The 24,805-nt window shown below is 59.3% G+C and carries 24 protein-coding genes; 7 read left to right on the forward strand and 17 right to left on the reverse strand.

Annotation, left to right across the window (positions count from 1 at the left end):
* Positions 1-103: 103 nt before the first annotated feature.
* Positions 104-688 (reverse strand): nitroreductase family protein, encoded by a 585-nt coding sequence (locus FMN63_RS14295; RefSeq protein ID WP_209001117.1) that lies wholly within the window; start codon positions 686-688, stop codon positions 104-106.
* A gap of 109 nt (positions 689-797) precedes the next feature.
* The gene (locus FMN63_RS14300; RefSeq protein ID WP_148584627.1) at positions 798-1,718 is read right to left on the reverse strand and encodes a DMT family transporter; all 921 of its coding nucleotides are present in this window, start codon (positions 1,716-1,718) and stop codon (positions 798-800) included.
* 56 nt (positions 1,719-1,774) lie between these two features.
* On the opposite strand from FMN63_RS14300, the gene FMN63_RS14305 reads away from it, so the two are divergent.
* Positions 1,775-2,761, forward strand: coding sequence for a LysR family transcriptional regulator (locus FMN63_RS14305; RefSeq protein WP_148584628.1), 987 nt, complete (start codon positions 1,775-1,777; stop codon positions 2,759-2,761).
* Positions 2,762-2,828: 67 nt separating this feature from the next.
* Here FMN63_RS14305 and FMN63_RS14310 read toward each other — a convergent pair whose 3' ends face one another.
* Positions 2,829-4,340 (reverse strand): malonate--CoA ligase, encoded by a 1,512-nt coding sequence (locus FMN63_RS14310; RefSeq protein ID WP_148584629.1) that lies wholly within the window; start codon positions 4,338-4,340, stop codon positions 2,829-2,831.
* 245 nt (positions 4,341-4,585) lie between these two features.
* Here FMN63_RS14310 and trhA point away from each other — a divergent pair, with 245 nt between their 5' ends.
* Positions 4,586-5,239: a PAQR family membrane homeostasis protein TrhA gene (gene trhA / locus FMN63_RS14315; RefSeq protein ID WP_148584630.1), complete on the forward strand. Its 654-nt coding sequence runs from the start codon at positions 4,586-4,588 to the stop codon at positions 5,237-5,239.
* A 65-nt stretch (positions 5,240-5,304) separates the two neighbouring features.
* On the opposite strand, the gene FMN63_RS14320 is transcribed toward trhA, so the two are convergent.
* Positions 5,305-6,042: a L,D-transpeptidase gene (locus tag FMN63_RS14320; protein WP_148584631.1), complete on the reverse strand. Its 738-nt coding sequence runs from the start codon at positions 6,040-6,042 to the stop codon at positions 5,305-5,307.
* Positions 6,043-6,191: 149 nt separating this feature from the next.
* Between FMN63_RS14320 and FMN63_RS14325 the strand changes: the two genes are divergently transcribed.
* Both FMN63_RS14325 and FMN63_RS14330 read left to right on the forward strand, forming a co-directional pair.
* A complete protein-coding gene (locus FMN63_RS14325; RefSeq protein ID WP_162855031.1) occupies positions 6,192-7,259 on the forward strand; it encodes a dipeptidase in 1,068 nt (355 codons plus the stop codon).
* A gap of 376 nt (positions 7,260-7,635) precedes the next feature.
* Entirely contained in the window at positions 7,636-8,403 is a 768-nt protein-coding gene (locus FMN63_RS14330) for a GntR family transcriptional regulator (protein ID WP_148584632.1), read from the forward strand.
* Positions 8,404-8,502: 99 nt separating this feature from the next.
* On the opposite strand, the gene FMN63_RS14335 is transcribed toward FMN63_RS14330, so the two are convergent.
* From FMN63_RS14335 to FMN63_RS14355, 5 genes are all read right to left on the reverse strand, one after another.
* Positions 8,503-10,128: an ABC transporter ATP-binding protein gene (locus FMN63_RS14335; protein ID WP_148584633.1), complete on the reverse strand. Its 1,626-nt coding sequence runs from the start codon at positions 10,126-10,128 to the stop codon at positions 8,503-8,505.
* 10 nt (positions 10,129-10,138) lie between these two features.
* Positions 10,139-11,314: an ABC transporter permease subunit gene (locus FMN63_RS14340; protein ID WP_162855032.1), complete on the reverse strand. Its 1,176-nt coding sequence runs from the start codon at positions 11,312-11,314 to the stop codon at positions 10,139-10,141.
* The gene (gene oppB, locus FMN63_RS14345; RefSeq protein WP_148584635.1) at positions 11,280-12,203 is read right to left on the reverse strand and encodes an oligopeptide ABC transporter permease OppB; all 924 of its coding nucleotides are present in this window, start codon (positions 12,201-12,203) and stop codon (positions 11,280-11,282) included. Before oppB ends, FMN63_RS14340 begins: the two co-directional genes overlap by 35 nt.
* A 107-nt stretch (positions 12,204-12,310) precedes the next feature.
* Positions 12,311-13,897 carry a peptide ABC transporter substrate-binding protein gene (locus FMN63_RS14350; RefSeq protein WP_148584636.1) on the reverse strand — a complete coding sequence of 529 codons (1,587 nt, stop codon included), beginning with the start codon at positions 13,895-13,897 and terminating at the stop codon, positions 12,311-12,313.
* Positions 13,898-14,119: 222 nt separating this feature from the next.
* Complete coding sequence (locus FMN63_RS14355; RefSeq protein ID WP_148584637.1) at positions 14,120-14,602, reverse strand: BA14K family protein; 483 nt, start codon at positions 14,600-14,602, stop codon at positions 14,120-14,122.
* A 203-nt stretch (positions 14,603-14,805) separates the two neighbouring features.
* Between FMN63_RS14355 and FMN63_RS14360 the strand changes: the two genes are divergently transcribed.
* Positions 14,806-16,617, forward strand: a complete 1,812-nt coding sequence (locus FMN63_RS14360) for an ATP-binding cassette domain-containing protein (protein WP_148584638.1) — start codon at positions 14,806-14,808, stop codon at positions 16,615-16,617.
* A 217-nt stretch (positions 16,618-16,834) separates the two neighbouring features.
* Complete coding sequence (locus FMN63_RS14365) at positions 16,835-17,497, forward strand: FAD-binding oxidoreductase (protein WP_148584639.1); 663 nt, start codon at positions 16,835-16,837, stop codon at positions 17,495-17,497.
* 155 nt (positions 17,498-17,652) lie between these two features.
* On the opposite strand, the gene FMN63_RS14370 is transcribed toward FMN63_RS14365, so the two are convergent.
* The 4 genes from FMN63_RS14370 to FMN63_RS14385 form a co-directional block, all read right to left on the reverse strand.
* Positions 17,653-18,225, reverse strand: a complete 573-nt coding sequence (locus FMN63_RS14370) for a GNAT family N-acetyltransferase (RefSeq protein WP_148584640.1) — start codon at positions 18,223-18,225, stop codon at positions 17,653-17,655.
* The gene (locus FMN63_RS14375) at positions 18,222-18,776 is read right to left on the reverse strand and encodes a helix-turn-helix domain-containing protein (protein WP_209001118.1); all 555 of its coding nucleotides are present in this window, start codon (positions 18,774-18,776) and stop codon (positions 18,222-18,224) included. Before FMN63_RS14375 ends, FMN63_RS14370 begins: the two co-directional genes overlap by 4 nt.
* Positions 18,777-18,946: 170 nt before the next feature.
* A complete protein-coding gene (gene fabF / locus FMN63_RS14380; protein WP_148584642.1) occupies positions 18,947-20,209 on the reverse strand; it encodes a beta-ketoacyl-ACP synthase II in 1,263 nt (420 codons plus the stop codon).
* A gap of 100 nt (positions 20,210-20,309) precedes the next feature.
* Positions 20,310-20,729 (reverse strand): MarR family winged helix-turn-helix transcriptional regulator, encoded by a 420-nt coding sequence (locus FMN63_RS14385; protein ID WP_148584643.1) that lies wholly within the window; start codon positions 20,727-20,729, stop codon positions 20,310-20,312.
* 142 nt (positions 20,730-20,871) lie between these two features.
* Here FMN63_RS14385 and FMN63_RS14390 point away from each other — a divergent pair, with 142 nt between their 5' ends.
* Positions 20,872-21,435, forward strand: a complete 564-nt coding sequence (locus FMN63_RS14390; RefSeq protein WP_162855033.1) for an HdeD family acid-resistance protein — start codon at positions 20,872-20,874, stop codon at positions 21,433-21,435.
* 141 nt (positions 21,436-21,576) lie between these two features.
* On the opposite strand, the gene FMN63_RS14395 is transcribed toward FMN63_RS14390, so the two are convergent.
* The 4 genes from FMN63_RS14395 to FMN63_RS14410 form a co-directional block, all read right to left on the reverse strand.
* Positions 21,577-22,314 (reverse strand): anti-sigma factor, encoded by a 738-nt coding sequence (locus FMN63_RS14395; RefSeq protein ID WP_148584644.1) that lies wholly within the window; start codon positions 22,312-22,314, stop codon positions 21,577-21,579.
* Positions 22,311-22,859, reverse strand: coding sequence for a sigma-70 family RNA polymerase sigma factor (locus FMN63_RS14400; protein WP_148585586.1), 549 nt, complete (start codon positions 22,857-22,859; stop codon positions 22,311-22,313). The genes FMN63_RS14395 and FMN63_RS14400 overlap by 4 nt, the downstream gene beginning before the upstream one ends.
* Positions 22,860-23,090: 231 nt before the next feature.
* Positions 23,091-23,879 carry a DUF4394 domain-containing protein gene (locus FMN63_RS14405; protein ID WP_148584645.1) on the reverse strand — a complete coding sequence of 263 codons (789 nt, stop codon included), beginning with the start codon at positions 23,877-23,879 and terminating at the stop codon, positions 23,091-23,093.
* 221 nt (positions 23,880-24,100) lie between these two features.
* Positions 24,101-24,805, reverse strand: a complete 705-nt coding sequence (locus tag FMN63_RS14410) for a pseudouridine synthase (RefSeq protein ID WP_148584646.1) — start codon at positions 24,803-24,805, stop codon at positions 24,101-24,103.

The following is a 24,805-nucleotide window of genomic DNA, read 5'->3' on the forward strand; positions in this document are numbered from 1 at the left end:
TACCGGCCAGGATCGGAAGACGCCTTGCAGATTGACGCAGGGAAAGGCAGCAGAACCATTCCGCTGCCTTTCGAGACGAATTTGCCTTCAGCAATGGTGCTTGTCAGGCCCAGGTGCCAGCAAACGCGATTTCCTCAAGCGGCTTGCGGCTGCTCGGCGCTTCACGTTCGCGCAGGCTCTCAGGAAGCTCGGAAACCTCTCCCCGGCGGCCGATTGCGATGGCGATCTGCGGCTGAAAGCGCTCTGGGACACCGAGTTTCTGATGGATCTCGTCTTTCAGAATACCGGCCATTCCGTGGGCATGGTAGCCAAGCGCGGTCGCCTGCAGAGCGGCATGTGCCCAGGCGGCCCCGGCGTCGAATGCATGCGTGCCGTTTGCCCGGTTCGGTTTGCCGTCCTTGCCGTCCACTTCCGTATCGGAAAACAGATAAACCAGTGCGGAGGCGTGTTGCGCCCAGTCACGGTTGAACGGGTTGAGCAGATCGACCAGAGCCTGCCAGTTGGCATCGCCTCTGCGGGCATAGACAAAACGCCACGGCTGGACATTGAAAGCGGAGGGTGACCAGCGCGCAGCTTCAAGAATGGTTTTCAGATCCGCTTCCTCAATCGTCGAACGGTCGAAGGCGCGCGGTGACCAGCGGTCGATGAACAGGCTTTCAATCGGATGAGCGGGCGTACGGGCAGTCATAAACATTATCTCCAGTGTTGGATCTGGGCCAAAAGGCATCTATCCGTCAGGTTGATCCGGAGATAGTCGCTCATTATCTTGATATCAAGATATATATTCTCATAATTTTTTAAGGTGCTGGCGCGACACCACGGTTTGGTCTGTCCGCCAAGCCGATTGACGGCGCGATCAGGATCGCCGACAGCACGAGCGCAGCCGAAAGCACTTCCCGCCCCCCTATCGTTTCACCAAAGACCTGCCAACCGACCAGAAACATGGCCGGCAGTTCGAAACTCCCCGCGGCCGCGGTGCGCACCGGGCCGACCTTCTGGCACGCCACAGTGTAAAGGATCTGCGGAATGAGGGCCGTCCCAAGCCCCATGGCGACGACAAGGCCCCATTGACCGGCAGTCGACGGCAGAACGGACCCGTGCCCCTCCTGGAGCGCAAGCGGCAACAATCCCACGACAGAGCCCAACAGCCCGCAAGCCGTACGCTCCAGTGCATTGAGCTCCCCAGCCAGTCCGCTGAGGACGACGATCAGAAAGCCGAATGCGACTGGGGCTGGAATGGCCCATAGCAGGGCCTTCATCGCTTCGGGCGACAGCAACGAGGGATCGAGCAACAAACCGGCGGCCAGAACCACAAAACCGGCGGAGGCAAACGAGCGCCAGGTGAGCGCCTGTTTCAGCAAAACCCAGGCAAAAAGCGCCGCAAAAACCGGATAGGACATATAGACCACACCGGCGGCAGCAACAGGCGCGACACGGATCGCCTCAAAATGACCGATCAGGCTGAGCCCCAGCACGAGCCCGGCCCCCATCACCAAAAGAGCCCCGCCGCGTTTGCGTTTCTCGAATGGCAAAAAGGGGATCAGGAACAGGACGGAAAAGCCATAGCGATAGAGCGCGATCGTGGCCGGGCCGGCGCCCGTGTCCTGAAGCCCCCGCACGAAGATGGGGACAAGGCCGAAGCAGACCGCGGACGCTGCTATGACAAGCGTGGCGCCTGTGGAACCAAGGCTGATCCTTGAAGAAATAGTGTTGCTCATATCTGTCGATAACGCGCATCGATAAATAAACAAAATTCCTAGTTTTCATTGAGTTCATGAAATGCTTTCATGCCTTCATGATCCCGCGACTTGCCCTCCATCACCTGACCCTTCTGTCCGCACTTGGCGAAACCGGCAGCATGACCGCGTCCGCGGCACGTCTCGGCGTTACGCAGTCGGCCGCATCGCACAGATTGCGCGAGGCTGAAAGGCGGCTGGGTGTGGTTCTGGCGCGGCGGGCGGAACACCGGATCGAACTGACGTCCGAAGGCGAACGTCTGCGCCATCTGGGCGAGACCTTTCTGGGAGAGCTGTTCCGCCTGGAACAGGACCTCCAGGCATCGGCGCGGGATGCCAAAACCCTTGTGCGTCTCGGCCAGGCCACCTACAGCCGCTACCACTGGTTTCCCGCGTTCCTGAAGTATCTGGATCAGGCCGACCCGAACCTGACGGTCGACCTGTCGTCGCGTGCAACGGCGCACCCGCTGACCTCGCTCATTGATGGCTCCGTGGACGTTTCTCTGGTCTTTGGCCGGGAACCGGCGCTTGCGTCGCTGCGTGCGGTCAAGCTTGGCACCGATCCGATTGTCGCGGTACTCGCCCGAAACCATCCGCTGGCGGCCGAGCCGGTCGTCAACAGCGAGAACATGGGGGATGAACGTTTCTTCGTTTATCCGCTGACGGCCGAACCCGGGAATGACTGGACCACCCTTCTCGGCACACCATCCCAGCCCTTTCGGCGATTGACCCAGATGCCGACACCGGAAGCCGTGATCGATCTGGTGCGCGCAAAATTTGGTGTCGCAATCTTCAGCAAGTGGGCCATCGAGCCGGAGCTGGCTGATGGAACGCTGGTTTCCCGTCCGATTGCCGAAGGCGGCATTTCTCAGGACTGGTGGTGTGTTCGGCGCGCCTCCGACCCGCCGGACAGTCCGGCAGCCCGTCTCTCGTCGGTGCTAACCGCCTGGAGCCAGCAGACAGACAGAGCCTTGTCGACACTTGCCTTCGGCGGCAACGGCCCCGTAGCAGATCTGGAAGACTGAACCAAACCGGAGCGAAACCGGGTTCTGTACCCAGAAAGCCACGCCCTTACCCTATTTGGCGCCGGCCTCAGCCGAAATCGCCGCTGAACTGTTCCCGAAGCACGTTTTTCTGGATTTTGCCCATGGTGTTGCGTGGCAAGGCTTCCAGAATGTGGACCTTCTTGGGCTGCTTGAACTTTGCCAGACGGTCGTTCAATGCGGCCTGAACGGCCTCCTGCGCCAGGTCTGCGCCTGTCTTCGGCGCCAGGACCGCGACAACCGCTTCACCAAAATCTGGATGCGGCACGCCGATCACCGCGCTTTCGGCAACACCCGGCAGTTCGTCCAGCAGCGCCTCGACCTCCGCCGGATAAACATTGAAACCGCCGCTGATGATCAGATCCTTGGACCGGCCAACGATGGAGACATAGCCGTCTTCGTCGATGCGCCCCATGTCGCCCGTGATGAAATAGCCGTCCGCCCGAAATTCCTGTGCTGTCTTCTCCGGCATTCGCCAATACCCCAAGAAAACGTTGGGCCCCTTGATTTCGATGATGCCAACCTCCCCGTCAGGCAGCGTCCGGCCGGTTCTGGCGTCCACCACTCGCAGGCCGACACCGGGCAATGGAAACCCGACTGTCCCCGGCCGACGGTCGCCGTCATAAGGATTGGATGTGTTCATGTTGGTTTCGGTCATGCCGTAGCGTTCCAGGATCGCGTGTCCTGTTCGCTCTTGAAACTCCCTGTGCACTTCCGCCGACAGCGGAGCCGACCCGGAAATGAAAAGCCGCATGTGGGCGGCCACCTCCCGGGTGAACCGGTCGGATGCAAGCAGGCGCGTGTAGAATGTCGGAACGCCCATCATGGACGTTGCCCTTGGCAGGGCCGCAAGAACCTGATCCAGGTCGAACTTCGGCAGAAACAGCATCGACCCACCTGCCATCATCAAGCAGTTGGTGGCGACGAAAAGCCCGTGCGTGTGGAAAATCGGCAGGGCGTGCAACAGCACGTCGTCTTCCGTGAACCGCCAGTATTTCACCATGGTCTGCGAATTCGACGCCAGATTTGCGTGCGTGAGCATCGCGCCCTTGGAGCGCCCGGTGGTACCGGACGTGTAGAGAATGGCGGCCAGATCATCGTCTTCGCGCGGACGGGTTTCGTAGTCTTTCGGCATCCCGTCCGCCAGGTCACTGAGGCTACCCTCCCCGTTCTGGTCGAGCGTCTGCAATTTAGCTCCCGCCTTTTGCGCCGTTCCGGCCAGCACATCTGCTCTTGACGGGTCACAAACGAAGACAGCCGGCTCCGCATCGCCGACAAAATAGCTGATCTCGGCGGGCGTATAGGCCGTGTTCAGTGGCAGGAACACGCCGCCGGCCCGGATGGTTCCCAGATAAAGCATCAGGGCCTCCGGTGTCTTTTCCACCTGAACGGCAACACGGTCACCCGGCTTGACCCCGAGTTTCTGCAGCGCGCCGGCATATTGCGCCGACCGTGCCAGCATGTCCGCATAGGTCACCTGCCCGCCATCGACCGTTTCGAGAAAGACCTTGGACCGGTCTGGAATGTAAGCGGTCAGGGCGTCAAAGAGATGGTTCATCATCGCAGCGTTCCGAAATAGCGGACAGACAGGAAGGAGGTATTTGATACCAGAGCTGCTCAATTTTAAAGCAAGTCTGAGAATTTTGAGCAAGTCCGGTGAAATGCGGGTAATTTACCTCAAGCTTTCAAAAGTGTTTTGCACCATGCTCTCGCTTGCGGGACATTTGCTTTGTCAAATTATCTGCACCTTCATTTGAGACGGTGTTGGTCAAGAAAGCTTCGTTCCAATCCTCAGAGGTAAGCTTGATGCCGACGCTCAGACCACAGACCTTTGCCGAATTCATCGCCGACGGCGCCGTTCATGTGATCGGCATCTGCCTGGGGCTGACGGCAACCGTCATCCTGGCGGCCACACTCTGGAATACGGGTGATCCGGCGCGGCAAGTCACGGTCATGATCTATGCCGCCTGTCTGATGGCAATGCTGATCTGCTCCGCGCTCTACAATATGCTGGCGAGAGACAACAAGACCGGGATCTTGAGGCGGCTCGACCATACGGCCATCTTCCTCATGATCGCGGGCACCTATACGCCTCTGGCGGCGATGATCATCGGTGGCTGGACGGGCGGCGTGCTGCTGGCGGTGGTATGGACCGGCGCACTTGCGGGAGCCATCGTCAAGCTGGCGCATCTGACCGGACTGGACCGCCTCACCGTTCCCATTTACCTCGCGCTCGGCTGGGTCGTCGTTTTTGCAATCAATCCGCTGATTGAAAAAGCGTCGGCCTTCGGATTCTACATGATCCTGGCAGGCGGGCTTCTCTATACGATCGGAACGGCGTTTTATGCCTGGAAGCGTCTGCCGTTCCAGAACGCGATCTGGCACGCTTTCGTGCTGGCCGCTGCCGTCTGTCATTTCACCGCCGTCTTTCACGACGTGGCACTGGCCAAGGCTGCCTGACGCCCGGCAACAAAAAAGGCGGCAACCGAGTGGCACCGCCTTTTTCTTTTCAACACACGAAGCGCTTAGGCGTCCGCGTTCGGATCCTTGCTAAGGACAATCACTTTCGTCTGAAGCGGCACCCGGCTGAACAGATCGATCACGTCCTGCTGCCACATGCGGATACAGCCTGAAGACACGCTTTTGCCGATGGAGTTCGGCTTGTTGGTTCCGTGAATACGGTAGAGCGTATCCGTAGAGCCCTGCCACAGATCCATGGCGCGCGCGCCGAGCGGGTTCTTCAGCCCGGGCGGGTAGCCCTTTTCCCAATAGCGCTCCAGCGACGGCTTGCGTGCGATCATTTCGCGTGGAGGGCGCCAGATCGGGTGCGGACGCTTGACGCGGATTTTCGCTTCGCCCGACCAGGCAAACCCAGCCTTGCCAACACCGATGCCGTAGCGCAGCGCCTTGCCGTTGCCGAGCGTCCAGTAAAGGAAGTTGTTATAGGGATCGACAATGATCGTTCCCGGCCGTTCGCGGGTCTTGTACTCCACGATCTGCCGCCAGTATTTCTGGTCGAAATTCTTGTAATTGATCGCCGGCCAGGTGAAATCACCATCAGGCAACGCTGCATAGGCAGCCGCATAGTCGAATTGCTCGTCCGGCAGATCGGCCTGGTCCGGCAGACCGACAAGCCCTGCGGATTGGCACCCGGCAAGGCCGGTTGCCGTCAACAGCAATCCGGCAGCAAGAAAGCCGCGCCGGTTGATCACGCCGGTTACTGGCGCGCAGTCAACGTCTAACGGCAAATTGGAACGCTTCATGAGACCTCCAGAAATTCTGGCTCCTTCTTGAGACAGGTTTTCAACAGTTGCAAGTCACATTCTCCGAACTGCCTTACATTCTTCAGATGAATCCTTAGATTAATTCCCTGCCGACAGTCTTCGGCTCACCCCTCACCCAAGGTCCTTCCGTGCAGACAAACGTTTCAAAGTCGCCCTTTCCCGTGTTCGATGGTCACAACGACACGCTTCTGAAACTCGAAATCGATGCCATGAAAGGCACAGAGCGCAGCTTTTTCGACAGATCAACGACTGGCCATATCGACATGGTGCGCGCGCAGGAAGCCGGATTTGCCGGTGGGCTTTTCGCCATGTTCGTGCCTTCCAACCCGGAACAGGACTTTACCCGGCCCTTCAATCCCAAAGATCCTGCCAACTATCAGCCAGTTCCCCAAAAGAGCGCATATGATTTCACCAGACGGATGCTGGAACGCGCAGAACAGATCGAAGCGCAGTCGGAGGGCAATGTCGTCATTTGCCGGACGCCGGACGAGAACCGTACCGCAGTCGAAGCCGGCCAGATCGCCATCAGCCTTCATATCGAAGGCGCCGAAGCCATCGATACCAACCTATATGCACTGGAAGAGCTCTATGGCCTGGGTTTGCGTTCGCTCGGCCTTGTTTGGAGCCGTGAGAACGACTTCGGATACGGCGTTCCGATGGCGTATCCGGCCTCTCCTGACATCGGTCCGGGATTGACCGGTGCGGGCCGAGACCTCGTGCGCGCCTGCAATCAGCTCGGCGTCCTGCTCGACGTGTCGCACCTCAACGAAAAAGGCTTCTGGGACCTTGCACGCATCACCGACCGGCCAATCGTGGCCAGCCACTCCAACGTCCATGCGATCTGTGAAAGCAGCCGCAACCTGACAGACAAGCAACTTGACGCCATCAAGGAAAGCGGTGGTCTCGTCGGCATCAACTTCCACGTTGCGTTCCTTCGAAAGGACGGCGGACATTCACGCGATACGCCGCTTTCTGTTATTGCCGACCATGCAGCCTATCTTGTCGACCGCCTGGGGGAGGACAGCGTCGCCCTTGGCTCGGACTTTGACGGCTGCGTCCTGCCCCGCGACATCGGCGACGTCACTGGCCTGGCACGGTTGATGGAAGAGCTCGACGCTCGCGGGTTCAATACGCAGGTTCTGGAAAAGATCGCCTGGAAGAACTGGATTTCGGCTCTGGAGAAAGCCTCTGCCTGATCGACGCCTCCCGCATTCGATCTGTCTTTGCGCCGCCTCCTCGCAAATTTGTTACCAAGCGTAAAGACTTATCGATTGCATTTGGAGGGCTGCGGAGAAACAATGCATTTATTGTTATTTTGGCAACCGTCTGAACATCAGGTCCGGAACAGCACCTGAATTGCACACCCAGAGCCCGCTTTCACAGGTGGGAAAAGATGCAAACAGGTACTTGTATTCAGGCGATTGCGCGTAACTGGCACGTCCCATTGACCGTTCCTTCGCACAAGCGGATGACCGGCTGGAAAGAGAAACACAAGATTGCCGCTGGTGAGGAGACCGGCTGCAGTCCTTCTTTGTGTTGTCATTCAGACGCGATGCCGACGGGGGCAACAACGTGAATGTATTACTTACCGTGGACCGGCGTTCGGCAGTTCGCGGAGAGAACAGAGGCAAACGGGCACGCAAGTCCGATGCGGTCTACCAGGATCTGAAGCGACAGATCCTTACCGGCGAAATGACCTCCGAGAGCCCGATAACCGAACAATCCCTGGCCCAGGACTATGGTTGCTCGCAGAGCACAATCCGTGAAGCCCTCATGCTTCTCCAGGAATGCGGTCTTGTCGTGCGCCGCGGCTATCAGGGCACTTTCGTCACCGACCCAAGCCCGCTTGAAGCCCGCCTGATGCTGAAGATTCGCATCGATATTGAAACGACCGGTATCGTGGAAGCGGTCAAATATGTCACCACGGAGCAGCTAAGCGAGCTTCTGGAGCTTGATGATCAGTTCGAGGCCTGCCACGCCAAGCGGGACGTGTTCGGCTGTGCCGAGATCGACCGCACCTTGCACCTGAAACTTTTCAGAATCGCCCGCATGCCGGTCCTGGAGCCAATGCTGATCAGGACCTTCATGATCCTGCAGCGGGTCATGTTCTCAGTAACGCGGTCCGAAGAATCGTGGGCGGACCGTAATGTGACCAAGCACAAGACCATCGTCGAAGCATTGGGCGCGCATGATGTCGACGCGACGGTGAAGGCGCTGAGATGCCATATCCTGTCGAGTGCCGTCTACCTGGCCCCCCACATTTACGGTGCGGATATCTCGCAATTGCATGACCAGGTCAAAGCTCTGCCCGTCCAGGCACCCGGCCTTCAGGGGCTCTGAGAAGAAAGCGGCACATTCCTATGTCTGTGAACGTTCAATCGCTTGCGATTGAACGTTCACTTGGCTCATTGTGCTTCTTGATGTTCGGAAAACCGCCGGTCAGGCGGTTTCCATCATCTGCTGCTGCGGCAACAGCGCGGCGCCTATCAGCTCTTTCGTATAGTCGGACTTTGGCGCTTCGAAGATCGCATCAACCGTTCCCGCCTCAACCACCTTGCCCCGCTGCATGACCATCACCGTGTCGGAAAGCGCCCGCACCACCGCAAGGTCATGGCTGATGAACAGATAGGTCAAGCCGTGGGCTTTCTGCAAATCGCGCAGAAGTTCCACCACCTGCTTCTGGATTGTCCGGTCGAGAGCCGAGGTCGGCTCGTCCAGAACGACGAGTTCAGGCTTCAGAACCATGGTGCGGGCGATTGCAATGCGCTGACGCTGTCCACCCGAAAACTCGTGCGGATACCGATTGCGCATCGCCGGGTCGAGAGAAACTTCCTCAAGTGCCTGGCAGGCGCGCTCGTCGCGCTGGCGGCCGTTGAGCGCTGGCTCATGCACCATCAGACCTTCGGAAATGATCTGCCCGACGGTCATGCGCGGCGACAGCGAACCGAATGGATCCTGGAAAATCAGCTGCATGTCCTTGCGCAGGGCACGCATCTCCGCGCGGCTCTTGCCGGTGATCTGCTGTCCGTGGAAAACCACCCGGCCACCTGCCGGCAGCAGGTTCAGCACGGCACGGCCCAGGGTGGACTTGCCCGAGCCGCTTTCGCCGACGATGCCCAGTGTCTGCCCCTTGCGCAGCGAGAAACTGATGTTGTCGACGGCCCGCAGAACATGGCTGGGCTTCAGGAATCCGGAATCGAGTTCAAATTCAACCGAGACCTTCTGCGCTTCCAGAAGGACGGGCGTGCTGTCCGGCACCGGCAGCTTGTGCCCGGTCGGCTCCGCATCCAGCAGCATTCTGGTGTAGGCATGTGCGGGCTGATTGAAGATCTGCCCGGTTTCTCCGCTTTCCACCACCTCACCGGTCTTCATGACGTACACCCGGTCAGCAATGCGCCGGACGATGCCCAGATCGTGGGTGATGAAGATAACCGCCATGCCGAGCCGTTTTTGCAGATCCGCCAGAAGGTCCAGGATCTGCGCCTGTGTGGTGACGTCGAGCGCGGTTGTCGGTTCGTCGGCAATCAGGACGTCGGGATCGTTGGCAAGCGACATGGCGATCATCACGCGCTGACGCTGGCCACCCGACATCTCGTATGGGTAGGCATTGATCTTGCGTTCCGGCTCGGGAATGTTGACGAGCTTCAACAGGTCGAGAGCCTTTGCCTTGGCCGCCTTCCAGGACAATCCGCCATGCACCACCATAGGTTCGGCCAGTTGCCGGCCGATGGTGTAAAGCGGGTCCAGCGAGGTCATCGGCTCCTGAAAGATCATGGTGATCTTGGCGCCGCGGATCTTGTTGAGCTTGCCCGCCGGCAAGCCGAGAATATTCCGGCCTTCGTAGATTACCTCGCCGCGCGTATGCCCGTTGGATGCCAAAAGGCCCATGGCAGCCATCATGGTCTGGCTCTTGCCGGAGCCACTCTCCCCCACGATGGCGACGGTTTCTCCCGCCTGGACATGAATATCGACCCCCTGCACTGCGTTGATGGTGCCGGTCGCGGTTTCGAAGTCGACTTTCAGATCCTTGATGGAGAGGACCGTTTTCTTGGTTTCACTGGTCATGGTCTTCTCCTTACCGGTCCTTCGGGTCCAGGGCATCGCGCAAGCCGTCGCCGATGAAGTTCAGCGCGAACAGGGTCGATGTGAGGAAGATGGACGGGAAAACCAGCATCCAGGGTGCCCCTTGCAGGTTACGGGCCCCTTCGGAAATCAGCACGCCCCAACTGGTCATCGGCTCCTGAATACCGAGTCCCAGGAAGGAGAGGAAGCTTTCCAGCAGGATGACCTTCGGCACCAGGAGTGTCATGTAGACCACGACGGGACCGAGCGTGTTCGGAATGATGTGTCGGCGTACGATACCACCGTCGGCGACACCAAGCGCTTCTGCCGCCTGCACGTATTCCTGCCGCTTGATGGTCAGGGTCTGACCGCGCACGATACGGGCCATGTCGAGCCATTCCACCGCGCCGACGGCGATGAACATCAAGATGAAGTTCCGGCCGAAGAACACGACCAGCATGATCACGAAGAAGATAAAGGGCAGCGAATAGAGGATGTCGACAACACGCATCATCATCTGGTCGATGCGTCCGCCAAGATATCCGGAAGTTGCTCCGTAAAGAACGCCGATGGAGATCGCGACGACCGTTGCCAGAAGGCCGATGGTCAAAGACACGCGCCCTGCTATGAAGGTCCGTGTCATCATATCGCGGCCATTGGCGTCTGTGCCGAAGTAGAAATGCATGAAGTTGATGTCGGCCTTGACGGTTGCCGACTTGTTGTCGGCCGACATGTCCGAAAGCTCCGTGTTCTTGAACAGGTCGCTGCGGTCGAAATAGAGAACCGACCGGGGATCGATATCCCGTTTGGACGTCACCTTCGCGACAACCGTGTCGCCTTCGCGCTCGAAGGTCTCCACCGTCAGCCGCGCCCGTCTGGCGGACGACATGAAACCAGGTTCGACCTGCTCGGCCTTCGGATAGGCCTCCAGGCTGGCCGGCACCTTCACGTAGTCACGATAGACGGTGTCGTAGTGGTGGGCAGACAGGATCGGACCGAAGACAGAGATCAGGGCGATCGTCACGAGCACGATGATGGAGGCGACGGCCGCGCGGTTGGCGAGCAACCGATCGCGTGCGTCGTCCCAAAGGGAACGCCCCTTTGCAGGCGCTCCGGTGGATGATGTGGCAGTGAGGGTCACAGTCGTCTCCTCCTCAATCGTAGCGCACACGCGGATCAAGCAGTGCATAGAGCAGATCCACGAGGAGGTTGAACAGGATGACAAAGCAGGCAACGACAACAACCGTGCCCATGACGAGCGTGTAATCGCGGTTTAGAGCGCCTTGCACGAAGTAGCGGCCAATGCCCGGGATACCGAAGATGGTTTCGATCACGACCGACCCGGTGAGCAGCGCCGCGGCGGCCGGGCCAAGATAGGAAACCACCGGCAGGATCGCCCCTCTGAGCGCGTGCACCACGACGATCATGTAGGAGGTCAGCCCATAGGCACGAGCCGTTCGGACATGGTTGGACCGAAGAGCTTCGATCATCGAACCGCGCGTGAGACGCGCCACAACGGCGATCTGCGGCAAGGCCAGGGTGACCACCGGCAGGACGCGGTTGACGAAAGCTCCGCCGTTCCATCCGCCGACCGGCAACCAGCCAAGCCAGACGCCGAGAAGCAGCGTCAGTATGGGCGCCACGACGAAGTTGGGGATCGTCACACCCAGCGTTGCCGCCGCCATGATCGAATAGTCCGCCGGCTTGTTCTGGCGAAGCGCCGCCGACACGCCAAGAATGCCACCAACGATCAGCGCCAGGCACAGCGCGGACAAGCCCAACTGGATGGAGATGGGAAGACTTTCCGCGAACAACTCGTTGATCGTGAAATCACGGAAATAGAAGCTTGGACCAAAGTCCAGACGGGCCACGCTCTGCAGGTACAACAGGTACTGGTTCCACAGGGGCTCGTTGAGATGGTAGATCTTGTTGAGGTTCTCCATCACCTTTGCTTCCAGCGGGCGTTCCAGATCGAACGGTCCCCCCGGTGCAATGCGGATCAGGAAAAACGAAATCGTGACAATCAGAAATAGCGTCGGGATTGCGCCGAGCAATCGTCCGAGGACATAGCGGAGCATGGGCCTTGCCTCTGTCGTTAAACGGCGGTCTTTCGGTCAATCTTGATTGATTGATGCCGCCTTGCAAGAACCGGCAGGGAATCCCTGCCGGTCTCGATGTTGCCAGGTTACTCGGAGATGCTCATCCAGCGAGACGGGTGGATGTTGAGGAGGTTATCCTCAAATCCTGCCACCTTGTCGGAGACCAGGTTCATGGACCCGTAGTACATCATCGGGATGAACGGCAGATCCCGCATGAAGATCTCTTCGGCCTGCTTCAGGATGTCCGCGCGCTTCTCCAGATCCACCGTGACGGCCGCTTCATCCATGAGTGCGTCGTACTCTGGGTTGTTGTAGCGGGCATAGTTGAAGCCGTCGTTGTCGCTCTCGACCATGAACAGGAAGTTCTGCGGGTCGGAGTAGTCGCCGATCCAGCCGGCACGGGCGACGTCAAAGTCCTGACGGTCACGCAGCATGGCGTAATGCGTCTTGGTATCGGTGTTGATCAGCTTCACGTTGACGCCAAGAGGCTTCCACATGTCGGCGACGGCGACGGCCGTGTTCTTGTGGTTTTCCGACGTGTTGTAGTTGATCGTCAGTTCGACCGGGTTATCCGGACCGTAACCGGCTTTCGTCAGCAGCTCGATCGCTTTTTCCTCGCGGTCGATCTGGGACATGTCCTTGTAGTCCGCATAGGCCGGCTCACCATAGTTGCCGATCCCCGGCGGCACGAAGGAATAGCCGGCAACCATCGTGGAGCCCCAGATTTCATCGGCCAGGAACTCACGGTCGATCGCCATGGACAGAGCCTGGCGAACGTCCGGGTTCTTCAGGACTTCGTCTTCGTGATTGAGGGCATAGTAGTAGGTGCCGAGATATGGAGCCACGTGGAACTGGTCGCCCAGGTTCTCACGCATGAAGGCAACCTGCTCGGTCGGTGCATCGTTGTTGGTATCCAGTTCACCGGCCTGGAACCGACGCAGGGCCGCGCCACGGTCTTCCGTCGGATAGAAGAAGACGGTGTCGATCTTGACCTGATCAGCGTCATGGAAATAAGGGTTCTTGACCGCTTTCACATGGGCGTTCGGGACGAACTCGGCCAGAGTGAAGGGGCCGTTGGTGACGATGTTTTCGGCCTTCACGAAATCGGAGCCGAATTTCTCGACAGAGGCCGGATGGACCGGAAGGCCGGTCTGGTGGCCCAGAAGATCAATGAAATACGGTGTCGGAGACTCCAGAGAAATCTCGAGCGTGTGATCGTCAAGCGCCTTCACGCCAAGGTCTTCCGGCTTGGCTTCGCCCTTGTTGACCTTTTCAGCATTCAGGATCGGATACAGGACGTTGGCATATTTCGCGCCCGTTTCCGGGTTCATGATGCGCTGAAGCGAATAGACGAAATCACCGGCAACGACCGGATCGCCATTGGACCACTTGGCATCGTCGCGCAGGGTGAAGGTGTAGGTCTTGCCGTCGTCGGAAACCTCCCACTCGGACGCTACGCCCGGAATGATCTTGCCGTCGGCGCCATAGGCGACCAGACCTTCGTAGAGATCGCGCAGGATATGGGCTTCGTAGGTTGTGGAGGTCTTGTGCTGGTCCAGGGTTTCCGGATCGGCAGTGTTGCCGCGGTGGTAAACCACCTCTGCAACCGCAGTGAATGATGTAGCAGCCATCAAGGCAGCCGCAAGCGCTGTTACGCGCATGGACTTGAACATATCGCTCTCCCCTCTTGGGTTATAGTTGAAACAAATGGAACGATAGGGAACACGATTCCACGCTCTTTGCGCGCAATCAAGCGTACCCCAGCGGCACATTCCAATCACAGCGACAAAAAGGCGATGTTTTTGCAGATTTTCGAACTTGGGCGGAATATTTTTTCCCGTTTTTACTGCGCAATCAAATATATCAACCTCATCATGCGCAATATTATTTCGTGCCTATCGGCAAAATCGGTATTTTCCGCTATGCGCCAGATACATGCCCGTATTGGGGTTGAAGGACTTGAATTTCCGCGCGCAGTAGGCGGTCCAGTCGGGGGTAAACGGAGCCAGACCGGTCTTGGTATAGGGGACACGCTGCGGCTGTCCGCGGTAGCGCGGCGGGTTTACATAAACCCGTGACCGGTAAGGATAGGCTCTCATGTCATAGGGGTGGTAATAATAAGGGGCGCCGTAAGGGCGATAGGGCGGGCCGTAGCGACCATAGGGTGCATAGAAAGCACCGCCGCGATACCCGCGATTTCCGAAACCAAAGCCGATGCCAACGCCATTGAAATAAATGCCGTCGGCCTGTGCACGCGTTGCACCGCTCAGGCTGCCGAATGCCCCTGCCACACAGATTGCGGCGGCTGTGACACAGGTCAGGAACCACTTGCGCACACTGATGCTGCGTTCACGGTTCGCCGGTTTCAGGTCAGACATGATGCTCTCTCCTGTCGGCGCACGTCTTGCGCCTGTTGGTCGCCCCTGTCCACGTGCCAGCAAGAATACCCCATTTTCGCAGTGAAATCTCTCTGATGCCGATCAAAAATACAGGACGTTCTTTCCGGGCCGCTTGCGCGGCAAACGCGTGGCCAGTAAACCGGGCGCCGATCCGACATTCCGACCGGGAAAACAAAACCCTCATGGCTCCACCGCTGCTGACACTCCGCGACGTTCATCTGACCTTTGGCGGCACACCTCTGCTGACCGGCGCAGAGCTTTCCGTTTCCGAAGGGGAACGCATGTGCCTGGTCGGCCGCAACGGCTCGGGCAAGTCGACCCTTTTAAAGATCGCCGCCGGCATGGTGGAGATGGACAAGGGCGAACGTTTCTTCCAGCCCGGGCGCACCGTGCGCTATCTGCCGCAGGACCCGGACCTGTCCGCCTATGCGTCCACGCTGGACTACGTCAACGAGGGGCTGACAGAGGGCGACGATCCCTATCGCGGCGCCTATCTTCTGGAAGTCCTCGGCCTTACAGGCTCTGAAGATCCGAAGTCCCTTTCGGGCGGCGAAGCCCGCAGGGCCGCCCTCGCCCGGACACTTGCGCCGGAGCCGGATATCCTGCTGCTCGACGAACCGACCAACCACCTGGACCTTCCCGCCATTGAATGGCTGGAACAGGAGCTGAAGAGCCTCAAGTCCGCTCTGGTGCTGATTTCCCACGACCGTCGCTTCCTGGAGAACCTGTCGCGCACCACTGTCTGGATCGACCGCGGCGTCGCACGTCGGCTCGACAAGGGGTTCGCCCACTTCGAGGCCTGGCGCGACGAGGTGTTCGAGCAGGAAGAGGTTGACCAGCAGAAGCTGGCGCAAAAGATCAAGCGCGAAGAACACTGGATGACCTACGGCGTCACGGCCCGGCGCAAGCGCAACATGCGCCGGGTGCGCGAGCTGGCGGACCTGCGCAAGCAGAAGCGCGAGCATCGCGGCCCCCAGGGCACTGCCAAGCTCGCGGCAGCGGATGCCGAAGTCTCGGGCAAACTGGTGATCGAAGCCAAGAACATCTCCAAGACCTATGGCGAACGCGACATCGTCAAGGACTTCTCCACCCGCATCCAGCGCGGCGACCGGGTAGGCTTTGTCGGCCCGAACGGCGCGGGCAAAACCACCCTGTTGAAGATGCTGACAGGCGAGCTGGCCCCGGACACGGGCACGACGCGTCTCGGCACCAACCTGGAAATGGTCACGCTCGACCAGAAGCGCGAAAACCTCAATCTCAACGACACGCTGTCTTCCGTGTTGACCGGCGGTCGCGGCGATACCGTGGTGATTGGCGACGAGACCAAACATGTCATGTCCTACATGAAGGACTTCCTGTTTTCGCCGGAACAGGCGCGCACGCCGGTGGGTGTGCTGTCGGGCGGTGAGCGCGCTCGCGCCATGCTCGCCCGGGCATTGGCCAACAAGTCGAACCTGATGGTGCTCGACGAACCGACCAACGACCTCGACCTGGAAACGCTCGACCTACTGCAGGAACTTCTGGCCGACTATCCCGGCACTGCTCTGATCGTCTCGCACGACCGCGACTTCCTTGACCGGGTGGCGACGTCCGTGATCGTTTCGGAAGGCGAAGGCCTGTGGCGGGAATACGCCGGTGGCTATACCGACATGCTGGCCCAGCGGGGCGAAGGTGTGACGGCCCGCAAAGTCGACAAGGCCGCACCGGCAAAGAAGGAAAAACCTTCCGGTACAGAGGTTTCCTCGCAGAAGCCTCAGGCGAAATCGAAACTGAGCTTCACCCAGCAGCACCTCTTGAAAACCCTGCCGGACACGATCGAGAAACTTGAAGCGCGTCTTGAAAAGCTTCAGGCGGAAATGAACGACCCGCAGCTTTATGTGAAGAACCCTGACAAGTTTGCCAAGATCTCCCAGCAAATCACTGATCTCACAGAGGAAAAAGGCTCTGCGGAAGAGCAGTGGCTGGAGCTGGAAATGCTGAACGAGGCAAGCTAGCCAGACAGGTTAGCCGCTCATCTTCAGAAATTGATTCAAGTTCTCGCCTGGGCTGAAGCGGCAACGAACCGCCGCTTCAGAGTGATGAAAGCGAGCGATCGGCCGTCTGCCGCATGCGCCCTCGAACGGCCGGCGCGGATGATGAGGCAGTCTGTTCCGGACGGAACCCACCGCCCCCTTGTCGCGTTTCCTCCATGAACAAGAAGGAGACGCACAAATGCACAAGGCGACCATTCTCAAAATCGAACAGGTCACGCACGACGTGAAACGCTTCCGTCTTGTCGAGCCAGACGGATTCGACTTCAAGGCCGGTGACGCCACAGAGATTGCCGTCGATGAAGACGGTTGGCGGGAAGAGACACGGCCCTTCACCATGACCTCGCTGCCGGAAGAGCGCACGCTTGAGTTCACCATCAAGGGCTACCCCGATCGTGACGGCGTCACAGAGCGCCTTCACAATTTGAAGGAAGGCGACACCGTACTGATCGCTCAGCCGTTCGAGACATTCCGGTACGACGAGCCCGGCGTGTTCATTGCCGGCGGCGCCGGCATCACACCGTTCCTTGCGATTTTCCGGGATCTGGAAAAGAAGGGCAAGCTGGACGGCAACCAGCTTATCTTCGCCAACAAGACCTCGGACGACATCATCTATCGTCAGGAACTGGAGGCGATGGAAGGCCTGAAGGTCGAGCACATCCTGTCGGATGAAGATACCGCAGGCAGTCACCATGGCATGGTTGATGCCAGCATGATCAAAGACCTGGTGCCGGATCTTGACCGTCACTTCTACCTGTGCGGACCACCGCCCATGATGGAAGCTGTTCAGGACGTTCTTGAGAACATGGGTGTCAAACCCAATTCGGTGGAGTTCAGCGAGTAAGCAGGACTGTCACATAGGTCCTCGGCTGATCCGCCGTCACTGCGGTCAGCTTGAGAGTACCTAAAAGGAGACCCGGGCTCACCGAGCCCGGGTCTCTGCTGTTTTTCAAAGGCTGTCATCCGGCGGGCATTTGCGCCACAGACGGAAACGCCGCCTTACCGCAAATCCTTATAGAAGACAGTCGTTGCGTCCAGATGGCCATGGCTGTTGTAGGCATAATCGGGAATGACGCCTGCCTTTTGGTATCCGCAGGTGGGATAAAGCTTTTCCGCCCTGTCTCCGGTAACCGTATCCAGCACCAGCATCCAGCGGTTCACCGACAAGGCGAGCCCATCGACGGCAGCCATCAGCTTTCTGGCAAGACCCTTGCGGCGGTGGTCCGGATGAACCATCAGTTTGGCGACATCCGCCCGATGGGGCTGATTGTCTGCCCCTTCCTTCACCAGCATCACGACTCCGGCAACCTCCGGGCCCTGACGGGCAACGAGCAGAAAGGCCTCGCCGCTCTCGATGGCAGGCAGCTTACTGGTCCAGAACGCTTCGGCCTTTTCCAGTGACATCGGCAGCATAAAGCCGATGCCCGCACCATCTTCGACACAGGCTTTCAGGAGTTGCCCCAGAGCAGAAAGGGACCTGCGAACTTCGCCCGCAGACATCAGAAAGACCGGGGGTTCGGGTACGAAAGGCTCAGTCTGCGGGGAAGCGGCGGCGTTTTCGGAAAGCGTCATGGCGTGATCACCGTCAGGAAATAGCGTGCCGGCACCTTGCCGGACGCATGATAGCTGTTGGGAGAATTGAGGCGAAAGCGGAGTGCGTCGCCGGGGTCCAGATCATAAGTGTCGAGACCAATGACAAGCCGCAGACTGCCCTCCAGAAGCACAAGTTGGTGCTCCAGATCAGGCACCGGTGGCGCGGCATAGGCAACAGTGGCACCGGGAGGAATGTAGCCTTCGATCATTGCCCCGCGGTAACCACTGGCGGCGGGTGTCAGCGTGCGCCGGGTGTAACCTGTCTCCGGGTCCGTCCAGATGGCCTGGGCGTCCCGGGTTACAAGGCGTTCGACTGTTGAGGAAGCCGGGCCGAAGAGTTCGGCCATGGAAAGCCCGAACGCGGCGGCAAGCTTGCCAAGCACACTTGCTGTCGGGCTGGTATCGCCGCGCTCGATCCGCGACAGTGTCGCCCGGCTGATGCCGGTGCGTTCCGCCAGCTCTTCCAGCGGCCAGTTTCTGGACCGGCGCAGCTCGGTCAGCCGCCTGGCCAGTTCTTTATCAAGGCTCATCACCACAAATCCCATAAACGAGAATTTTCTCATATATGGGATTTGTGAGTTTTCAAAGCTCAAAAAATGAGCGGTCGCATTCGACCAGGGGCATGCCGATGTTCGAAAGTCCTGCCTTGCCGCTCAGGCGACAAGTCCGGTTTCCGTATCAAAATGCCCTTTGACCAAGCCTACACTCTGGAGAACACCGCGCTTGCATTCACACCGCCGAAGCCAAACCCGTTGGTGAGGATGTGGTTGACGTCGCGAGCAATGGCCTTGCCGGGGATCATTTCGAACCGGCTCATGGCCTCGTCGGCAGCTTCCAGATTACGGGACGGCGGCAGCAGGCCGCTCATCAGCGCCTTCACGCAGGCAATCGCTTCTACGGCACCAGCGGCTCCCAGCAAGTGCCCGAACATCGACTTGGACGACGACACCGCCAGGTCCTTGCCACGGTTTTCGAACAGGGTTGTCAGGGCTGCGATCTCGGCGGCATCGCCGACAGGCGTCGACGTGGAGTGTGCATTGACGTAGCCGATTTCACCGGCCGAGAGATTGGCCGTCGACAAGGCCTGCCGCATGGCCCGAAGCCCCCCCTCACCGTCCGGCGAAGACGCGGTGACATGATAGGCGTCGGCGCTGGTGCCGTAACCGGCCAGCTCGGCCAGGATCGTCGCACCACGAGCCTTCGCATGGTCGTACTCTTCCAGGATCAGCGCGCCGGCGCCCTCCCCCATGATGAAACCGTCGCGGTCCTGGTCAAACGGCCTGGACGCATGGGCGGGATCGTCGTTGCGTTTGGACGACATGGCCTTTGCGGCACAGAAACCGGCATAAGACACCCTGTCGATACAGGCTTCGGACCCGCCGGCCACCATCACGTCGGCTTCTCCCGAACGGATCATGCGGGCGGCATCGCCAAGGGCCTGCAAGGAGGCGGCACAGGCCGTCACCGGCGCACCAATCGGACCTTTGAGGCCGTGACGGATAGAGACCTGCCCTGCGGCAAGGTTCGCCAGGAATGATGGCACCAGAAAGGGTGAGGCGCGGCGCGGGCCTTTTTCGTCCACCAGCCGCGTTCCGGCAGTCATGGCCGGAAACCCGCCGACCCCGGTCGCGATGATCGTCCCGGTGCGTTCCTTGTCCTTGTCAGACTTCGGCTCCCAACCGGCATGGGCAAGCGCTTCCTGAACCGCCCCCATGGCGAAGTGGATGAACCGGTCCGAGCGACGCTGTTCGCGCGGATCCATCACCGCGTCGACATCAAAGCCGTGTTCGTCTTCTGCCTTGGAGGGAACCTCGCCCGCGATCTGGCAGGCCAGATCGCCTGCATCGAAGTGGGTGATCCTGCGGATGCCGTTTTCCCCTTTCGTCACCCGGTTCCAGAAAGCGTCCACCCCGGTGCCCAGCGGGGAAACGATCCCCAGTCCCGTTACGACCACACGCCGCATGTCTTACCTCATATTGTTTTGCCAGCGCCCCCGCCCCGGCAGTTAAGATGTGTAGAGGCGGTGTGCCAGTCCGCCCGAATTGGAAGCCCGTGCCGTCCGGCTAAAGCTCTGACAGCCGTTTCAGGGTGTTGATGGCGCGCAGAAACTCATCACTCCCCAGATGATCCTTCACGTCGGCCTGCGCCCGCCGCCACAGCGGCAGAATCCTGTTCAACAGGTCTACGCCTTTTGGCGTCAGCCGGTATTGTTTGCTGCGGCCGTCAGGGACGAGTTGCGATGCCACCAGTCCCTTGCGCTCAACAAGTGCCACGTTGCGAACCAGCGTTGTCCGCTCCATGGACAGTTGCTCCGCCAGTTCCGCCGTCGTCGCGCCTTCGTATTTGTGGATCGACACAAGCACGGAAAACTGGCCGGGTGTCATATCGACCTGCCGTGCCAGCTTGTCATAATGCCGGCTGACAGCGCGCGCAGCCTTGCGGGCGTTGTCCAAGACGCAGAGTGAGAAGTCATCCTCTTCCATTCGCGCTATGTGTGCATATACACATTAAAAGTCAAGTCACAGTCCCGATGCCCCCCTCGCGGGCAATTTGCGATCAGGATATTGCGTTTATTTGCAAAGGGGTTACGGTCGGCAAAGGCAACCAGAGCGTGAGGAGGTCAAAATGACAGATACGGTTCAGGCTGTAGAGAATATGAAAAGAAAGATCCAGGACAACTGGGGCTGGTTTCTGGCGCTTGGCATTGCGCTGGTCATAGGTGGCGTGATCCTGATCGCCGCGCCTTTGGCAACCTCGGTTGCCGTCACGATTCTGATTGCAGCTGTGCTTTTCATCGGCGGCCTGGTTCAGATCTACCATGCCTTCAAGACGCATGGCACGGCCAGTTTCCTCTGGAACCTGATCACCGGCATCATCGCTGTCGTCGGAGGCATCGTGATTTATGTGAACCCGCTGGCGGGAACGCTCGCGCTGACAGTGGTCATCGCGGCGATCTTCGTGGCACAGGGTATCAGCCAGATTCTGCTGGCGTTCAAACTGAAGCCGCATGAAGGCTGGGTCTGGGTGCTGATCGCCGGGCTGGTGTCTCTTGCTGCGGGCGTCATGATCTGGCTGGAGCTGCCGAGTTCCGCGGCCTGGGCGCTTGGACTGCTGGCAGGCATTTCGGTGATGCTCAACGGCTGGAGCTACATCGCCATCGCCCTTGCGGCAAAGGCTTCCAAATCCTGACTTTGCAATTTTCGCAAACAATCGACACCCGGCAAAACCCATTTGCCGGGTGTTTTTGTAAGGTCACGTCAGGGACCGGGCACTCGTCGATAAAGCCTATGCCCCAGCACATGCCACCCCCTGCCCCTTACGGGCCGAAGATCACCTTGGCTCTCTAGCAAGGCCCTTGCCGAGGATCGGACCTGTGGGCAAGCCGGTTGGAGACCCACCGGGCTGTTCGAAGGTGATCTCATAAAGCTGGTCAGGCTTCGGAACCGGCAAACCTGCAGCTTGCAGGACCGTTTGTTTCGGTTCGTCGAAGATGCCGAGAGAAACGGGTGGTCCATCCGGGTCCGGCTTGGTCCAGAGTTGCAGGATCGTGCCTGCCGGAACATCGGTCTCGCCCAGCAGCGTGACCTCGGTCGCATTGTTCTCGGCCCCCTCGATCATCGCAACCGGCTGACCGGCGTCGTTGACGAGAACGGCGATCACTTGTGGTTCGATTGTCGTCATCAGGTTCCAGACGAGCGCAATGGCCAAAACCAGACTTGCCGCGAGGCTGGCTGCCGCGGTCCACACGAGGGATCTGCTGCGTTTTTCTCTCTCGGCCCTGAGATCCACCGGTGCCTCGGCATGGCTCTCTTTCGCCTCGGGTGCGACAAGGCTCTCCTCCACGGCATCAAGACGCTTTTCAACGCGGTGCCAAAGGCTGTCGGGCACGGCTTCACGGGGCGTCGCTGCGTCCAAGGCGGCGAACCGCTGACGGGCAAGTTCCACGAGAACGGCCAATTCCGGCTCCTTCATCAGACGCTCTTCCACTTCGCGCTGTTCTTCCGGATCGCACAGGCCAATGACGAATTCGTCTGCAAGTTCGGCAAGGTCTCGGCGGGCTGTTTTCATGACATGCACTCCCGCAGGGATGACAGACCACGGCGTACCCACGCCTTTACGGTTCCCAGAGGAGCCGACAGCCGCCCGGCAATCTCGCCGTGGGTGTAGCCCCAGATATAGGACATCAGCACCGCACTGCGCTTTTCGGTTTCCAGCCGCCCGAGACACCGGCGCAACTCGCTGTCATGGCCCAGCATTTCCCAGGCGTCGTTCAGGTCGCTGCCATCGATCTGGCGTTCCAGCCTGTCGTCATCGGTTGCTGTTTCCCGGGCTCCGTCCCGGAGCATGTTCAAGGTCCTGTTTCGCAGAACCGCATAGATCCAGGCACGACCGGATCCCTTCGCAGGATCAAACTGGGAAGCCTTGCGCCAGATCAGAACCAATGCATCCTGAAGCGCGTCTTCGGCAAGGTCCTGCCGGCGCAGCATGCGCTTGGCAATGCCCAACATCTTGGGGCCTTCCAGTTCCAGGATCTGCCGCAGGGCCGTGCGGTCCTTGCGTGCACAGGCGGACAGAAGGGCCGCATGGTTCACTTCGCTTGCGCTTTCCGGCATGTCCAGCACGTTGATCTCACTTGTTCAATCTCATCGGTCTCCTGACTGCTACGCATCAACAGCGTTGCCGGACCATTTGCCGTAAAAGGACCGGAGCAGCCCGGGGTGGGTGGTCCAGGCTGCTCCGGCAAATGGCCTTGCGACCCAGGTGGGGTGGGTCTTCAAGGCCGAGAGCATCTTGCTTTATTGTTCGGGTTGAAGATGCTCCGTTAGCTTGTTTTCAGGCAGGAATTACATCGCCGTCATGAAGGTGATGTCGCGCAGCGGCCATTCCAGACCAACCAGTTCCCAGCTTCCTGTGACCTTGCCCGTTTCCAGCGAAACGGTGTGCAACCACGTGCCAGTTGCGAGCCAGGCCTTGTTGTTGCCTTCCGCATCTGTGGCGACATCGAAAGCGTAGGTTTCAGCAGGATCAACTCCCAGCTTGCCGACAGCTGCAAGCGTGCCGTCGTTCGGCGATGTCTGCCGGATAACCGCGCCGATGGTTGCGTCGATGTCATACATCGCCGTCGTTTCCGGCTGGCCGTAGGAATTGATGTAGGCCGCAGCAACGATGTTCGGCGCTTCGCCGGCATGCATGTCCTTTTCCTCAAAGGCCAGGCTGCCGTCGACGGTCACCTTGCCGCTTTCGATGTCGACGCGGTGGTTGGTCAGCCCGGTCATGAAACGCAGTTTGTTGGCCTTGGGATTGAAATCGACGACGACCGGCTGCCCGTCCTTCAGCGGCAGCATCTTGTCCATTTTGGAAATGACCGTTGCCGCGCCGGTCTTGGGATCAATCTCGACGATTTCGTGTGCGGCACTGACGCCAATCAGCTGTCCCGTGGCAGGCCGCAGATCGATGCCGAGCAGGCTGTCGACACCGGAGACTTCCATCGTGTCAGTGATTTTTCCGGAATTGCTGTCGATGACCACCAGGGTCTTTTCACCGGCAAGACCGATCGCAGGGGTCGCATGAGCAGCGCCAGCGGCCAGAACAAGGGCGGATGCGCTCAGAAGCGTACGTGCAAGAAGGGGCATTTCAGATCTCCGTCTCTCAAAGGCAGGAGGCATCGAATTGGCCTCACATTCCGGGAACACGGCAGATCGAATTTTGGATGCAGCAGGAAAAATCTTTTTTTGAGAATTTTCAGCCGCCAGCAATCAGATTATCTGTAAGTATCTGATTTTAAATATTTTAAGAGTGACAATCCGGACTCAAGAAATCCTTACGCAGTCCGCGAAAACGCGCATCCGTGACCTCATTCGCCTTCGAAGATGCGCGTCTTTTCCTCTTCGGACAGCACTTTCCACTGCCCCTCTTCAACACCGTCCAGACCAAGACCGCCGATGTGGCTGCGGGTCAGATCGGTGACATGGTTGCCCGTCGCGGCGAACATGCGGCGAACCTGATGATACCGGCCTTCATGCAGGGTGAGCCGGGCATGGGTCTCGTCAACCACCTGAAGGTCCGCCGGCTTCAGCGGCTTGTCCTCGCTTTCCAGCATCATGTCGCCGGAGGCGAACAGCGCCGCTTCGTCGCCCTTCATCGGACGGTCGAGCGTCACCTCGTAAACCTTGGGAACTTCAGACTTGGGCGAGATGACGCGGTGCAGGAACGTTCCGTCATCGGTAAACAGCAGCGCGCCGGATGTTTCCTTGTCGAGCCGGCCAATGGTGGACAGCACAGGCTTGCGCATGCGGAACCGGCCCGGCAACAGATCGTAAACCAGCCGCCCCTGATCCTTGATGGAACAGGTGTAGCCAAGCGGCTTGTTCATCAGGATGACTACACCATGGGCGGGGTCGAGCGGCTCATCGTCGAAGAGAATGTCCTCGAGAGCGGTCTTGGCATCGGCCTTCAGCCTGTTGCCCTCACGGTCGGTGACCCAACCGTTGCGGATGGCGACCTGCATTTCCTTCCGGCTGCCATAGCCGAGATTGGCGAGCAGTTTCACAAGACGCAT

It is taken from the genome of Stappia sp. BW2 (genome assembly GCF_008107695.1).
Classification (GTDB): domain Bacteria; phylum Pseudomonadota; class Alphaproteobacteria; order Rhizobiales; family Stappiaceae; genus Roseibium.

Excerpts from the sequence above, each read along its gene's own strand:
- FMN63_RS14295 (WP_209001117.1), bottom strand. The coding sequence starts at position 688 with ATGACTGCCCGTACGCCCGCTCATCCGATTGAAAGCCTGTTCATCGAC.
- FMN63_RS14300 (WP_148584627.1), bottom strand. The coding sequence starts at position 1,718 with ATGAGCAACACTATTTCTTCAAGGATCAGCCTTGGTTCCACAGGCGCC.
- FMN63_RS14305 (WP_148584628.1), top strand. The coding sequence starts at position 1,775 with ATGAAATGCTTTCATGCCTTCATGATCCCGCGACTTGCCCTCCATCAC.
- FMN63_RS14310 (WP_148584629.1), bottom strand. The coding sequence starts at position 4,340 with ATGATGAACCATCTCTTTGACGCCCTGACCGCTTACATTCCAGACCGG.
- trhA (WP_148584630.1), top strand. The coding sequence starts at position 4,586 with ATGCCGACGCTCAGACCACAGACCTTTGCCGAATTCATCGCCGACGGC.
- FMN63_RS14320 (WP_148584631.1), bottom strand. The coding sequence starts at position 6,042 with ATGAAGCGTTCCAATTTGCCGTTAGACGTTGACTGCGCGCCAGTAACC.
- FMN63_RS14335 (WP_148584633.1), bottom strand. The coding sequence starts at position 10,128 with ATGACCAGTGAAACCAAGAAAACGGTCCTCTCCATCAAGGATCTGAAA.
- FMN63_RS14340 (WP_162855032.1), bottom strand. The coding sequence starts at position 11,314 with ATGCACTGCTTGATCCGCGTGTGCGCTACGATTGAGGAGGAGACGACT.
- oppB (WP_148584635.1), bottom strand. The coding sequence starts at position 12,203 with ATGCTCCGCTATGTCCTCGGACGATTGCTCGGCGCAATCCCGACGCTA.
- FMN63_RS14350 (WP_148584636.1), bottom strand. The coding sequence starts at position 13,897 with ATGTTCAAGTCCATGCGCGTAACAGCGCTTGCGGCTGCCTTGATGGCT.
- FMN63_RS14355 (WP_148584637.1), bottom strand. The coding sequence starts at position 14,602 with ATGTCTGACCTGAAACCGGCGAACCGTGAACGCAGCATCAGTGTGCGC.
- FMN63_RS14360 (WP_148584638.1), top strand. The coding sequence starts at position 14,806 with ATGGCTCCACCGCTGCTGACACTCCGCGACGTTCATCTGACCTTTGGC.
- FMN63_RS14365 (WP_148584639.1), top strand. The coding sequence starts at position 16,835 with ATGCACAAGGCGACCATTCTCAAAATCGAACAGGTCACGCACGACGTG.
- FMN63_RS14370 (WP_148584640.1), bottom strand. The coding sequence starts at position 18,225 with ATGACGCTTTCCGAAAACGCCGCCGCTTCCCCGCAGACTGAGCCTTTC.
- FMN63_RS14375 (WP_209001118.1), bottom strand. The coding sequence starts at position 18,776 with ATGAGCCTTGATAAAGAACTGGCCAGGCGGCTGACCGAGCTGCGCCGG.
- fabF (WP_148584642.1), bottom strand. The coding sequence starts at position 20,209 with ATGCGGCGTGTGGTCGTAACGGGACTGGGGATCGTTTCCCCGCTGGGC.
- FMN63_RS14385 (WP_148584643.1), bottom strand. The coding sequence starts at position 20,729 with ATGGAAGAGGATGACTTCTCACTCTGCGTCTTGGACAACGCCCGCAAG.
- FMN63_RS14390 (WP_162855033.1), top strand. The coding sequence starts at position 20,872 with ATGACAGATACGGTTCAGGCTGTAGAGAATATGAAAAGAAAGATCCAG.
- FMN63_RS14395 (WP_148584644.1), bottom strand. The coding sequence starts at position 22,314 with ATGAAAACAGCCCGCCGAGACCTTGCCGAACTTGCAGACGAATTCGTC.
- FMN63_RS14400 (WP_148585586.1), bottom strand. The coding sequence starts at position 22,859 with ATGCCGGAAAGCGCAAGCGAAGTGAACCATGCGGCCCTTCTGTCCGCC.
- FMN63_RS14405 (WP_148584645.1), bottom strand. The coding sequence starts at position 23,879 with ATGCCCCTTCTTGCACGTACGCTTCTGAGCGCATCCGCCCTTGTTCTG.
- FMN63_RS14410 (WP_148584646.1), bottom strand. The coding sequence starts at position 24,805 with ATGCGTCTTGTGAAACTGCTCGCCAATCTCGGCTATGGCAGCCGGAAG.